This window comes from Leisingera sp. ABM4_101, assembly GCF_056158725.1.
The window spans coordinates 3,884,632-3,898,001 of sequence record NZ_JBSWTV010000002.1; the positions used below are offsets into that span (position 1 = coordinate 3,884,632).

The 13,370-nt window shown below is 62.5% G+C and carries 11 protein-coding genes; 6 read left to right on the forward strand and 5 right to left on the reverse strand.

Translation table 11 applies throughout. The features are described 5' to 3' along the window. The first annotated feature begins 81 nt into the window (after positions 1 to 81). From ACXAEK_RS20150 to ACXAEK_RS20175, 6 genes are all read left to right on the forward strand, one after another. Complete coding sequence (locus tag ACXAEK_RS20150; RefSeq protein WP_475044649.1) at positions 82 to 1,218, forward strand: enolase C-terminal domain-like protein; 1,137 nt, start codon at positions 82 to 84, stop codon at positions 1,216 to 1,218. Continuing rightward, positions 1,215 to 2,468 carry an NAD(P)/FAD-dependent oxidoreductase gene (locus ACXAEK_RS20155; protein WP_475044651.1) on the forward strand — a complete coding sequence of 418 codons (1,254 nt, stop codon included), beginning with the start codon at positions 1,215 to 1,217 and terminating at the stop codon, positions 2,466 to 2,468. The genes ACXAEK_RS20150 and ACXAEK_RS20155 overlap by 4 nt, the downstream gene beginning before the upstream one ends. 51 nt (positions 2,469 to 2,519) lie before the next feature. After that, positions 2,520 to 3,494, forward strand: coding sequence for a TRAP transporter substrate-binding protein (locus ACXAEK_RS20160; RefSeq protein ID WP_475044652.1), 975 nt, complete (start codon positions 2,520 to 2,522; stop codon positions 3,492 to 3,494). A 72-nt stretch (positions 3,495 to 3,566) separates the two neighbouring features. Beyond that, on the forward strand, positions 3,567 to 4,100 hold the full coding sequence (locus ACXAEK_RS20165) for a TRAP transporter small permease (RefSeq protein ID WP_475044654.1): 534 nt from the start codon (positions 3,567 to 3,569) through the stop codon (positions 4,098 to 4,100). 5 nt (positions 4,101 to 4,105) lie between these two features. Continuing rightward, positions 4,106 to 5,416 carry a TRAP transporter large permease gene (locus tag ACXAEK_RS20170; RefSeq protein ID WP_475044656.1) on the forward strand — a complete coding sequence of 437 codons (1,311 nt, stop codon included), beginning with the start codon at positions 4,106 to 4,108 and terminating at the stop codon, positions 5,414 to 5,416. 4 nt (positions 5,417 to 5,420) lie between these two features. Beyond that, complete coding sequence (locus ACXAEK_RS20175; RefSeq protein WP_475044658.1) at positions 5,421 to 6,359, forward strand: hypothetical protein; 939 nt, start codon at positions 5,421 to 5,423, stop codon at positions 6,357 to 6,359. On the opposite strand, the gene ACXAEK_RS20180 is transcribed toward ACXAEK_RS20175, so the two are convergent. The 5 genes from ACXAEK_RS20180 to ACXAEK_RS20200 all read right to left on the reverse strand — a co-directional run bounded on the left by ACXAEK_RS20180 (position 6,343) and on the right by ACXAEK_RS20200 (position 13,327). After that, positions 6,343 to 7,245: a hypothetical protein gene (locus ACXAEK_RS20180; RefSeq protein WP_475044660.1), complete on the reverse strand. Its 903-nt coding sequence runs from the start codon at positions 7,243 to 7,245 to the stop codon at positions 6,343 to 6,345. The genes ACXAEK_RS20175 and ACXAEK_RS20180 overlap by 17 nt on opposite strands. 70 nt (positions 7,246 to 7,315) lie before the next feature. After that, positions 7,316 to 8,689: a hypothetical protein gene (locus ACXAEK_RS20185; RefSeq protein ID WP_475044662.1), complete on the reverse strand. Its 1,374-nt coding sequence runs from the start codon at positions 8,687 to 8,689 to the stop codon at positions 7,316 to 7,318. After that, positions 8,679 to 9,380 (reverse strand): FkbM family methyltransferase, encoded by a 702-nt coding sequence (locus ACXAEK_RS20190; RefSeq protein WP_475044664.1) that lies wholly within the window; start codon positions 9,378 to 9,380, stop codon positions 8,679 to 8,681. Before ACXAEK_RS20190 ends, ACXAEK_RS20185 begins: the two co-directional genes overlap by 11 nt. Beyond that, positions 9,377 to 10,945, reverse strand: coding sequence for an SAM-dependent methyltransferase (locus tag ACXAEK_RS20195; RefSeq protein ID WP_475044666.1), 1,569 nt, complete (start codon positions 10,943 to 10,945; stop codon positions 9,377 to 9,379). The genes ACXAEK_RS20190 and ACXAEK_RS20195 overlap by 4 nt, the downstream gene beginning before the upstream one ends. A 105-nt stretch (positions 10,946 to 11,050) precedes the next feature. Next, the gene (locus ACXAEK_RS20200; protein WP_475044668.1) at positions 11,051 to 13,327 is read right to left on the reverse strand and encodes a glycosyltransferase family 2 protein; all 2,277 of its coding nucleotides are present in this window, start codon (positions 13,325 to 13,327) and stop codon (positions 11,051 to 11,053) included. Positions 13,328 to 13,370: the final 43 nt, after the last annotated feature.

Here is a 13,370-nt window from a genome sequence, read left to right on the forward strand (position 1 = left end):
ATTTTTTATGATACTCTATCGAATTCTTTGTATTTGTAATGATAGCCAAGTCAAGGCACCCTTCCGCTCGCACCTGGGAGGATGTTGAAAGTGCTGGAAGAAAAGATTGCCGGGATGGATTTGTGGCATCTCGCGCTGCCCGTGATGTCGCGCCGCGACCATGGGATCGGGTCTGTTGAGGGCTCCTGTGAGGTCATCATCGTGCGCCTGCGCAGCGAAGGCGGGGCGGAAGGATACGGCGAGGCCTCGACCTGGTCGGTGTTCACCGGCACGCCGGAGGCCAGCCTGGCGGCACTGGACCGCTACATCCGCCCGCTGGTGGAAGGCCGCCGGGTGGCGGACCGCGCGGCGATCATGGAGGACGCGGCCAAGGCGGTCGCCCATTGCACCGAGGCCAAGGCGGCGCTGGAAAGCGCGCTGCTGGACCTGACCGGACGGATCACCGGGGCGCCTGTCTGGGCGCTGCTGGGCGGCAAGTGCCGCGACACCATCCCGCTCAGCTGTTCGATTGCCGATCCGGATTTTGAGAAGGACATTGACCTGTTGCACCGGCTGCGCACCGACAAGGTGGGGCTGATCAAGCTGAAGACCGGTTTCAAGGATCATGCCTTCGACATCATGCGGCTGGAACGGATCGCCAAGGATTTCCCTGAGTTCCGGGTGCGGGTGGACTATAATCAGGGCCTCAGCATCGAGGACGCGCCGGCGCAGGTGCGCGATGTGGCGGAGTTCAAGCCGGATTTCATCGAGCAGCCGGTGCGGTTTCATCACTTTGCCATGATGGCCAAGCTGCGCGGGATGATCGACGTGCCGCTCTTGGCCGACGAAAGCGTTTTCGGCCCCGAGGATATGGTGCGCGCGGCGCGCGAGGGCATCTGCGATGGTGTCTCAGTCAAGATCATGAAATCGGGCGGTTTGACCCGCGGCCAGACGGTGGCGCGGATTGCGGCGGCCAATGGGCTGTCGGCCTATGGCGGTGACATGTTCGAGGCGGGTCTGGCACATCTGGCGGGCACTCACATGATTGCGGCCACGCCCGAGATCAAGCTGGGCTGCGAGTTCTATCAGGCCAGCTACTTCCTGAAGGAAGACATTCTGGAGACGCCATTCCAGGTGGAGGACGGCCAAGTGGTGGTGCCGGATGGTCCCGGCCTGGGCATCAAGCCGGACGTTGAAAAGCTGGACCGCTATGCGGTCGCCAAGAAGGTTGCGGCATGAGCCAGCCTAAGAAAACCGTTGCCATCATCGGCGCCGGCATTGTCGGCGTCTCGGCAGCGATTGAACTGCAGCGCGACGGGCATCAGGTGATCCTGATCGACGGCAAGGGGCCGGGTGAAGGCACCAGCCACGGCAACGGTGGCATTCTGGCCTCCTGCTCCATCGTGCCGGTCACGGGTCCGGGGCTGTGGAAGAAGGCGCCGAAGATGCTGCTGGATGCGAACCAGCCCTTGTTCATGCGCTGGGGGTATCTGCCCAAGCTGGCGCCCTGGCTGATGAAATACATGAGCCACGCCAATGCAGAGGACACCACGCGTATCGCCGCGGCGCTGGCGCCGGTGGTCGGGGATTCGCTGGCCGATCACCAGGCATTGGCGGCGGGCACCGCGGCGGAGCGGCATCTGAAGCCCTCGGACTACCTGTTCATCTATAACGACCGGGCGCATTTCGGCGAGGACGCCTTTGGCTGGGAGCTGCGCAGGAAGCACGGCTTTGGCTGGGATGAGCTGGAGGGCGCGGATTTCCGCGCCTATGACGGGATCTACGCCGAAGAATTCGGCTTTGCCGCCCGGCTGAAGGATCACGGGATCATTTCGGACCCGGGCCAATACGTGAAGGATCTGGCGGCGCATGTCACCGCGGGCGGCGGGCGGATGGTCCAGGCCTATGTGACTGATGTGGCCCGCGAGAACGGCAAGGTGACAGGTGTCCGCGCGGGCGGCGAGACCATTGCTTGCGATGCCGTCGTGGTGGCCACTGGCGTCTGGTCTAAACCGCTGGCCGATAAACTGGGAATTTCCGTACCACTGGAAGCAGAACGCGGCTATCATCTTGAATTGTGGGAGCCTTCGGCAATGCCCAAGGCCCCCGTCATGGTGGCAGCAGCCAAATGCGTGGTGACCCCGATGGAGGGACGGATCCGGATTGCGGGCATTGTGGAATTCGGCGGGCTGGAGGCCGGGCCGTCGAAGGGGCCGCTGGAGCTGTTGCGCAGGAACGCGCGGCGCATCCTGCCCGGCGTCACCTGGAAGCACGAGGAAGAATGGCTGGGATTCCGGCCTGCGCCTGCGGATTCCATTCCGGTGATCGGCGAGGTGCCGGGGCTGTCAGGTGCCTTTGTCGGCTTTGGCCACCATCACATCGGCCTGACGGGAGGGCCGAAGACCGGGCGCCTTTTGGCGCAGATGATTTCGGGCCGCACCCCGAACATGGATATGAGCGCCTACGACCCGGCGCGCTATGCGATTTGAACTTGAACCAGTGCCCCCTAAGGGGCCGTGACTAAACACAGGGAGAAGACCATGAAGAAACTGACCAAACTGCTGGCCGCCACCGCGCTGACCGCGGCTGCCGCCCTGCCCGCCGCTGCCGAGGTCTGGGACATGCCGATGGCCTATTCGGCCTCCAACTTCCACTCGGCCACCGGCGCCGAGTTTGCCGAATGCGTGACCACCGGCACCGGCGGCGAGATTGAGATCAAGACCCATCCGTCGGGCTCCTTGTTCAAGGGCGCCGACATCAAGCGCGCCATCCAGACCGGCCAGGCCCCCATTGGCGAGCGGCTGCTGTCCGGCCACCAGAACGAAAACGCGCTCTTTGGCTTTGACTCGATCCCATTCCTGGCAACCTCGTTCGATGACAGCGACAAGCTGTGGAAAGCCGCCAAGCCTGCGCTGGAAAAACTGCTGGCCGAGCAGAACCTGACCCTGCTTTACGCCGTGCCGTGGCCGCCGCAGGGCCTGTACTTCAAGAACGAAGTGAACTCGGTCGCCGAGATGAAGGGCATCAAGTTCCGCTCCTACAACAACGCCACTTCGCGCCTGGCCGAGCTGACCGGCATGCTGCCGGTGACCATCGAGGCGGCTGAGATCAGCCAGGCCTTTGCCACCGGCGTGGCGGATTCGATGGTATCGTCGGGCTCCACCGGCTATGACCGCAAGGTCTGGGAAAGCCTGAACTACTTCTACGAAGTGGACGCCTGGCTGCCGCGCAACTACGTGATGGTGAACTCGGACGTCTGGAACGGCACCTCGGACGCCAACAAGAACGTGATCCTGGGCTGCGCCAAACTGGCTGAATACGCCGGCAACTGGCGTGCCAAGGAATACACCGGCTTTACCCTGCAAGGCCTGCGCGACGGCGGCATGAGCGTGGGGCCGGCATCTGAACAGATGACAAATGAGCTGAAGGAAATCGGCGTCACCATGACCAACGAGTGGCTGGAAGCGGCCGGTGACGAAGGCAAGGCCATCGTCGACGCGTTCCACGCCGAATAATCACTTTGCATGATACGGGCGGCGCGGCAGGTGCCGCCCGTATTCTCATAAAAATATGCCGATGGGGATGATATGACTGTGCTCAGGGGGCTGCGCTCCGGACTGGATTTTCTCTACCTCGCGGCGGGGGTGCTGGCCGCCCTCTGCCTGATCGCAATTCTGGGGCTTATCGTGGTCCAGATGCTGGCCCGCTGGACCGGTGAAGTCTTTCCCGGCGCGCCGGACTACGCGGGTTACGCAATGGCGGCGGCCTCCTTCCTGGCCTTTGCCAATGCGCTGAACCGCGGCAGCCACATCCGGGTGTCGATCCTGCTGAATGCCGTGCCCGAACGTTTCCGCCGGGTGCTGGAGATCTGGTGTTTCGGCATCGGCACCGCGGTGATGTGGTACTTCTGCTATTACGCCTACCGTTTTGTCTACTGGAGCTGGAAGTTCCACGACGTGAGCCAGGGCCAGGACCGCACCCCGCTGTGGCTGCCGCAAAGCGCCATGCTGATTGGTGCAATCATTCTGGCCATCGCCCTCACCGACCATCTGATCCATGTGATTTTCCGCGGCGATCACCGCATCACCACGGATCTGGCTGACCAGAGCCACGCGGAGTAAGCCCCATGGAAAATATATCCGTCATCATTCTGTTCCTCTTTGTGCTGTTCACGCTTCTGGGCACCGGCGTCTGGGTCGGCCTGGCGCTGATGGGCGTGGCCTGGGTCGGTATGGAGCTGTTCACCACCCGCCCCGTCGGCGACGTGATGCTGACCACCATCTGGTCGGCCTCCTCCAGCTGGACCCTGACGGCGCTGCCGATGTTTATCTGGATGGGCGAAATCCTCTACCGGACCCGATTATCGGAGGATATGTTCAAGGGGTTGTCGCCTTGGATGGCGCCGCTGCCCGGCGGGCTGGTGCATACCAATATCGTCGGCTGCACAGTCTTTGCCGCGGTTTCCGGCTCCTCTGCCGCAACCCTGACCACCGTCGGCAAGATGTCGATCCCGGAACTGCGCAAGCGCAACTATCCGGAGCGGATGGTGATCGGCACCCTGACCGGCGCGGCCACGCTGGGTCTGATGATCCCGCCGTCGCTGACGCTGATCGTCTATGGCGTCACCATCAATGAATCGATCACCAAGCTGTTCTTTGCAGGTATCCTGCCGGGCCTGGTGCTGGCGGCGATGTTCATGGGCTATGTGGCGATCTATTCCAAGGTCGGCAAGGACTGGAACCCGGATCAGGAGAGCAAGCTGACCTTTGCGCAGAAGATCCACAACTCCCGCTTCCTGGCGCCGGTGATTGCGCTGATCGTGGTGGTGATCGGGTCGATGTATCTGGGCTTTGCCACCGCGACCGAAGCGGCGGCGTTCGGGGTTATCGGCTCGCTGCTGCTGGCGCTGGGACAGGGCTCGCTGAGCTGGAAGACCTTCACTGAAAGCCTGATGGGCGCCACCCGCACCAGCGCGATGATTGCGCTGATCCTGGCAGGCGCGGCGTTTCTGTCGCTGTCGATGGGCTTTACCGGTCTGCCGCGCGGGCTGGCGGACCTGATTGCCGGCTGGGAACTGTCGCGCCTGGAACTGCTGATGGTGCTGCTGGTGTTCTACATCATCCTGGGCTGTTTCCTCGACGGCATTTCTTCGGTGGTGCTGACCATGGCGGTGGTGGAGCCGATGATCCGTCAGGCGGGCATCGACCTCATTTGGTTCGGCATCTTCATCGTGGTGGTGGTTGAAATGGCGCAGATCACCCCGCCGATCGGCTTCAACCTGTTTGTGATGCAGGGCATGACCCACCACGAGATGAGCTATATCGCCCGCGCTGCGGTGCCGATGTTCCTGATCATGGTGCTGATGGTCTTTGTGCTGATCGCCTTCCCGGAACTGGCGACCTATCTGCCCAATAACCTCAGGCCAGGACCGGTCTAGAGGCATGATGCGCGCGCTCGCCTTTGCCGCCCGGCACGGGCGGGCCGCCTTGGTCCTGGGGCTTCTGGCCGGGCTGTTGCTGCCCGGGGTGGCCGCATCCCTCCAGCCCTGGCTGCCGGAAATGGTGGCCGGGCTTTTGTTCTTGAACGCCTACCGGATCGGGTTCCGCAAGGCCGCCGGCGGGCTGGCGGACGGGATCGGCAGCCTCAAGGCCATCGCCTTGCTGCAGGTTGTCCTGCCGCTACTGGCACTGGGTCTGGCGGCGCTGGCCGGCGTGGCGCAGACGCCCGCCGCGGTGGCATTGATCCTGATGCTGAGCGCGCCATCGGTGACCGGCAGCCCCAATATCACCGCGCTGATGGGCCACGCGCCGGAACCGGCCTTCCGCCTGCTGATCCTGGGCACCGCGCTGATGCCGCTGACGGTGATCCCGGTGTTCCTGCTGGCTCCCAGCCTTGGCGACCTGGGGGATGTGCTGCGCGCGGCCGGGCGGCTGATCGGCGTGATCGGCCTCACTGTCGCAGCCGCTTTCCTGCTGCGCCGCCTGACCCTGCCCCGCCTGAGCGAGGATCAAGGGAAGGCCATCGACGGGCTGACCGTGATCGCGCTGGCGGTGATCGTGGTGGGATTGATGGCGGCGCTTGGACCTGCGCTGCACGCGGACCCAGCGCTGGTCCTGCAATGGCTGGGATTTGCGCTGGCCGCCAACCTGGGCCTGCAAGCGCTGACCTTTGCAGTATTGCGCCGCCGCGCGGGCAGCGGCGCCGTTCCCGTATCCGTTGTCGCCGGCAACCGGAACTTCGCGCTTCTCCTGATCGCCCTGCCCGCAGCCACGACCGATCCGCTGCTGGTCTTTCTCGGCTGCTATCAGATCCCGATGTATCTGACGGCAATTCTGATGAAGCCGCTTTACAGCCAGGCCGGTTTCAGGACAGGAATGTGACCCCTGGCATCCAGCGGATCAGATCTGCATCGGCAAAATACGCCTCGCTCATGTCATCCACCAGCGCCTGCGACCAGCCGGGCAGGTCGATTTCCTCTTCCACCGCGTCTTCGGAATGAAAATAGCTGAGGAAAAGCGACCGTACCCGCTCCCGCTGATCCTCCGAAAGCCCGGGCCGCTCGGAGAGATAGGCCTCCAGCCGCTCATACCCGGATTCTGAGATAATACCGCGGGTGATATCCAGCTCGCCGCTGAACCTGAAACCATCGCCCAGGCCTGTGACATGCCCCAGAATGCTGGGCCAGATCACCGGCGTTTCCTCGTTGCACCAGACGGTGATGCGGCAGCCGGGATTGCGCTGCTGAATATCCGCGACCACTTCGGACCAGCGCAGGTTCATGAAATCGGTGCTGCCGGCGAACTGGTCCCAGGTCCGGCTGGACTGGGACCGGAACACCGGGCCGATCAGGGTTGCGGGGTTGCGCAGCCCCAGAAAGAACTCACAGGGGTTGCCGGGAAAGATCCCCCGCAAAGCGGCGGTGTTGCTGCCTGCATTCCGGTAGAGCCGCCCGCCGCTGAGCATCCAGCCGGGCACCCCCAGAAACCCCGAGTTTGTCAGGATGATGCGCGATACATCCTGGTCCTTCACAATGCCCGCCAGAAGCCCCTCGCGCTCCTGATCGGTGACAAATTCCTGGCTTTGCTTGCGCAGCATCTGATTGAGTGCCGTCATGTAGGTTCCGGGACGGCGGACCATCACGCCACGGTCCAGCAGCGGCTGCGCGTCCTTGCGCAGCGACCAGGTCAACTGGCCGTTGTCCGTGTTAGGCGCGCCCACATGAAAGGCAAGGGTTATGCCGCGCATGTCCGTATTTGCCTGGCTCATTCTTCTGTCCAGCCCCTGCCTGCTTTGCTTGTTGACGGCTGCTGCTGTCTCCGCCCCGGTGTACACCAGATCATAGACGCGCCCTCATCTGGCGGAAGAACCGGTCGTCCCGCTGGTGCAGGATATAGTCGCACACCTGTTTCGCAAGGCGCGGATGGCCGCGGTCCAGGGCCAGGTTGGCCAGCTCCCGCTGAAACCGGGGAAACGCATGGCGCCGGCGCAGCAGCCGATGGAAACGCTGCGGTGTCAGCTCTCCTGCGATGGCCCCTGCGGCGATGTCCTGCAAGACGCCCATCTGCTGCAGAGAAGAGCCCAGCCGGTGCCCCAGGAGCGGGCAGCGCCAGAATGTCACATTATCGCCAGTAAACCGCGCTGCATGGGCGGCATCCGGAGCGACAAACGGGTCGAACATGATATGCACATCACCTGCCGCCCGGCTGGCCTGTGCCGCGTCCCCGAACGGGCCGGAAAAGTCGCGCTCCCAGACCTTCTTGTAGCGCATTTCCCAAGGCACCACCGTCTTGTCGAGCGTCGATTGCGGGCTGATGGCAAAAACCGTGGAACCAGGCGCCGCAGCAGCAAAGGCTGCCGCCGCATAGCCGCCCATTGAGGCGCCGTAGAATACCACCCGGTCAAACCGGGAAAAGAAACCGCTGTCCCGCAGCTCCTCGAATTTCCGGGTGACTTCCGGGTGGCGGAACCAGGTCCAGCCGTTGGCCATGACCCCCAGCATCGACCAGCCCTGCGATTCAATGAAACTGTATCCCCAGGGGCGGCGCTCCTCCCGCTTGGACATCGCAATGTCAAGATTGTCGAATGTCACAACCAGAGTGCTGCCGCGCGGCACATAAAGGAACGAATGCGCGCTGAGGTCCGTAAAAAAACCCTGATCCCCGGCCAGGCCCCGGGCCACCTCAGCCCAGCCTTCGGCCGGTTTTGCCTCCTCCTGCGGTTCGACCGAGAGGACGGCGAGGCCATTGGCGCCGGCTTCCGGCATTTTCAGGGTATTGCAGCCGCCGTACCCCTTGAGGAACGGATAGCTGCCCGATCCTTTGCGGATTTCGAACACCGCCCGGCTGAGCGGATGCAGCGCGCGGTCCATGACATATCTGAGGTTCTGGGGCTTGTGCGCGGCTCCGAAGCCATTGAGGGAGAGCAGCACGTCATACTGGCGCAGCTTGCGCGGGCGGGCCACGACGCGGACCGCCTGCGGGTCCACGCCGCCGCGTTCCAGCTCTGCCAGATAGTGTTGCAGCTGCGTATCCGGCAGCGGGGCAAAGGCGCCCTTGCCATTCAGGCACAGCACATCAACCGTGCAGCCATAGCGCTGATGCAGCAGAATTGCCAGTTCAGGCGCCTGGCCGTTTATGTCCGCGACACTCCCGATTTCGTCCGCATCAAGGGCGGACAAAACCGATTTAACTTCAAAGCTGTCATCCAGCATATTGCTTGAGCTGCCATCTTGGGATGCGCCGGAACAGAACCGAACCGCCGCGGCTGACCTGCTGATCATAGCAGAAACCGCTCTGCGACAGCGCGTCGAAGCACTGTTTTATACCAATTCTCTTAATTTTCCGCGTATGGATTTCGAGGAATACCTTGTCGATCCCGGTCAGGTCGGCAGGCGAAAAGAGATCGCGCTCGCCGCCCTCGATATCCACGATCAGCGTGTTGGCCCTAAAATCACGGATCAGCTGCGACAGGCGGATGCCGGGCACTTCTATGGCCTTTTCGTAGGGTTCTTCACCGTCCAGGGAAGAGGACCAGAACTGCTCGCGGACGTAAAAGGACATCGGGCCTTCGGCGGTTGCGTCGTTCAGCGCCACGCAATTGCGTACCTGCGCGGAGGCCAGCCCGTTCAGTTCATGCACCTGGCTGATGAACTTGCACAAGGAAGGGTCCGCTTCGACACAGAGGACATTTTCCACCCCCAGGGTGACACCGAGAAAGGAGGAAATGAAGCCGATCCCGGCGCCCAGCTCGATCACCCGGTCCTCCTTGCCGATGAACTTGGGCGTGCCGGAAACCTCATCCAGCTCGTAGCGGTCCTTGCGGATTGCGCGTTCGATCTTGGAGGTAATGACATCCGGATTGAGCGGGATCTTGACCCCGTGCGTTTCAAGAATTTCCATCATTGCTGCTGCCCCGCCCGCGTGATGACTGTGGAGTATTTGCCGTGTTTCGCCAGGACTTCGACCGCGCCAAAGGCCTTCATCGCCGGGATGCCGCCGGATCCCTTGCGGATATCCAGGACAATGCCGCCACCCTTGGATATCTGACGGCTGAACAGGTTTTCATAGGCCTGCACCGGATAGTGGAACCCGCAGGACGCAAGGCTGACAACCAAGTCAAAATCACCCAGCGCCGGAACATCCTCTGTCTTGGGATTAACCGTGGTGATCTTTTCCGCCGGCACGCCGTTTTGCTCCAGAAAGGCGCGGGCGGTCTGCAAGCAGGCGTAGCCTGAGCCTTCGCTTTGAAAACCGAACTGCCGGGTATCGCTGCTTTCGATGTCAATCAGCACAGCCTCGCAGCCGTAACGGCGCTGCAGGATCAGGCTGGCAAAAGCATAGCCGCATCCGATATCGGCAATCCGTTTGGGCTCAATCATGTCAGCCGAGCGAAGGAAGTGCCCGCATTCGCGCTCGGCAATCCGGATGGCACCCGGCAGAATCTGATCGCGGTTCTGCCGGGCTTCTGCCAGCAAAGGCTCCATATTGCCGCCGACCCATTCCTTGATGGCCTGGTTCGACTGTGCCAGTTCAGAACGCTGCAGCAGGATGTTCGCCACATCCTGATCGCTGAACATGGAAAAATCCAAACCCGTCGGGTCAATCAATTCCTCTGCTACCTGTTCCGGTGCGGACGCAGGCAGCAGCAGATGCCGGGTCTGCTCCGGGTCGATCCGGTGCTTGGCCAGCAGGTCATGCACATAGCAGCCCGGCGCCGGCACGCCGCCGTATTTTGCCGCGATATTGCGGAAGCGGCGGCCCCAGAAGTGGATCGACAGCGTGTCGCTGCGCACGTAGCTGCGCGCCTGGTTCGGCCGGTTCGGGTTCAGGACAACGCCGGCGTTCTTGAACGGTACGGGGTAAATTACATGGCCAGGCCGGGAGTGCGAGACCTCGCCCGTTTCCTGCAAGAACCAGGTCAGCGCATCCGGCCCCCAGACCCCCCAGGGCAGCAGCGAAACATGAACGCCGTCGCCGCGATCCTTGCGCGCCTGAAGATCCGCCTGTTTCTGAGCGCTGTACCAGGGCGGGATGGGGTATTCATCGCTGGTGAACCGCAGCATCGCGGAGAGCGTCTTGGAGGTCTTAGGCAGCCGCAGCACGCCGTTGTTGATCATCGGCTTGTCATCGGAGATCCAGCCGTGGAAATGCTTGCCCTTGATGTTCCACGGCTGGCAGCAATAGGCATCGGTATCTGCCCAGACGTGATTGGTCTTGCGCAGCATATGCAGGCGGAACACGTCGGCATGATAGGCCGGGCTGCCGGTGCGTGCGTGGCGGATGATCCGGTCTGACGGCAGGATATCATTGGCATCCTCCAGCTTGACACCATCCGGCACCCCCTGCACATCGTCATACGTGTAGAGGATGGTCTCATGACCATTGTCCAGAAAAGACTGCAGGCAAAGCTGCTCAAGCCAGCTGAGCTCCGGACCCACCCATAGCGACGCAACGGCTGGAAGTGCCATGATAACTGCCCTCGAGTTGCCTGCTGCTGCGCGGCAGCTGGATGTTATTGTTAACGAATTTTAGCGCGTGCCCCGGAGGGCTGTCAACGCAGGGTGCCAAAGCCCTTAATGGGTGGTTTCGCCGCGCTCCACCGTGAACCAGAAATCGCTGCCGGGTTCGTTCTCAGCAACGCCGTCCGGGATCACCCCGGGGCCGCTGAGGAAGACATTGGCCCCGAAATGCGCGTGCATCCGCGACAGCCGGCACAGTTTGCGGCTGGTCAGTTCGCGGAACAGCTCAATCATGTCATCGCGCAGCTTCAGCTCCTCGATCTTCTCGCGGTGCTTGCGGCAGGAGTGTTCATGCGCGGCAGCGATATCCGGGTCTGCCAAGAGCCGCGCCATCTCTGCCTCCAGCGCCGGGATCATCCGCTGGATCGAGCGTTCCTCTTCGGCGTTGTTGTTCATCCGGAACCAGTAGGACAGCCCCTGGTCGCGATCCACGTGGTTGACACGGCCCCGGTCGCGCTTGACCAGGAAACTTTCGGCGCTGCGCACGGCGTAGTGGTTCAGCTGCACCAGATCATAGCCATAGGTGCTCATTGAGGAGCGCCAGCCGTTGCGGAACATCTCCCGCGGCATGTCCTGCCCCGAGCCGTTGACCCAGCGGATATCCTCCCACAGCTGCGGCTTCAGCCCCTTGGGCCGGTGCACCCCAAGTTTCTTGAAGATGCCAGTGTTGCGGAACAGGGTCTTGAAGCCCCAGGCCTGATGCGGCTTGCGGGTGACCTCAAATGCGCAGCGGGTAAACTCGCGCAGCAGCAGGTCGCCCGTGAAATCGCGGACATCGTTGTTGCCGAACAGGCGCCAGGTCATCGAGATCATATTGGCATCACCGACAGCCGCAAACAGGTCGTCCAGCCTCCCCCCGCCGCATTTGATGTTGATGAACTCATCCACATCCATACAGACCAGCCAGTCGGCGTTCCGGATCACCGGCTCTTCCTCGGCCGCCTGCAGCGCCGCGTGCTGCGGTTTCAGATCGGTGTTGCGGAACGGGTTCTCGCGGTGCTGCACGATACCTTTGTCCTGCAGCATCTGCAGCATGGTGTCGGTGCCGTCGGTGCAATCGTTTGTATAGACCAAAAAATCATCCACCCCGATGGCCCGGTGATAGGCCAGCCATTCCAGGATGAACGGCCCCTCATTCTTCATCGTGGTGACGATGGTGGTTTTCGGTTTGCCGCCGGGGCGTATAACTGGCTTCTCCTCCGGAATGCGCACCGGGTTGGCCTTGAAATGCCCTGTTGCAAGTTCCAGCAGCTCAGGAGTTTCAACCAGGCTGGTCTTTGGCACGATCTTGGAAATTGTGTCCGTTGGATGTCGCAATGCCATGCAGCGGTAGAAGCGCGCCTCCTGTGCGGGGTCAGGGTCCACCCCCACTACCCGGATCAGCCGCCAGATGCATTTCTCCCCAGCCTTGGCAGGCGCCAGGCACCAGCGCGGGCGCTGGCCTGCCGCGTCGAACTGGGTGCAAATATGGTCGGCAAATGACGCCTCCGCCCCCTTGCGCACCCGCCAGGGATAAGCCTGAACCCCGCCAAGGCGCAGGCAGCCCGAAGGTGCCTCAACCGTCTTGTCAAAGACATTCAGGCCCTCGCCCGGTGCAAGCAGATCAAACAGGTCGATATTGGCCACCGCCCGGGCGCGGGCCAGAAAGCGCGCCCGCAAGATCTCATAGATCAGGAATTCACCCAAAGGCGCGCGCCAGGGATCAGCGGGCGGGATCTCCATCCGGTCCTTGCCTGGCGCGCCCGGAACATTGAAAGGATGCGCCTCTTCCGGCAGGCCGTCCTTGCCCAAAGGCAGCGCGCAATGCACGACCACGACCCGCTGCAGCCCAGCGATTTCCCCGGCCTGCTCCCGCAGCTCCGCAATGAAACGGCGGCTTTCCTGCGGCGGCGCCCGGTCGAAAATGACGGCGCCCTGCATCCCGTGCTGTGCCACGTGGTATTGCAGCCACTGCACTGCCGCCACGGCGGTTTCGCCATTGCGGACGGCTGCCAGTACGTTCAGCCCCGCAAACAGCTCTGTCTCATCGGGATGCAGCGTCAGCCTGTGCGGCGTTCCGTCAACAGAAAAACCGGCCTCTCCCTGCCCCTTTTGGACAAGGACATCCAGAACCGGCGCTCCGCCAATGTTATGCACTGCAGGCTTGCTGTCAGGGTCCAGACCGCTCAGGTCTTCGCGCGGGGTTCCGGACTTGAAGAACAGCCGCGCCTTGCCGCTGCCGGAACCTGAGGTTTCCACCGCATCCAGCAGCACTGCCCCGCTAAAGGACAGCGCGCTGAGTTCGCGCTCAAGGATTTTACCGTCGCAAGTCCCGGAGGCTGGATTGAGCATGCTGTTGCGTCACGCTGTTAGGGAAAAAACCCTTGGCGCTTAG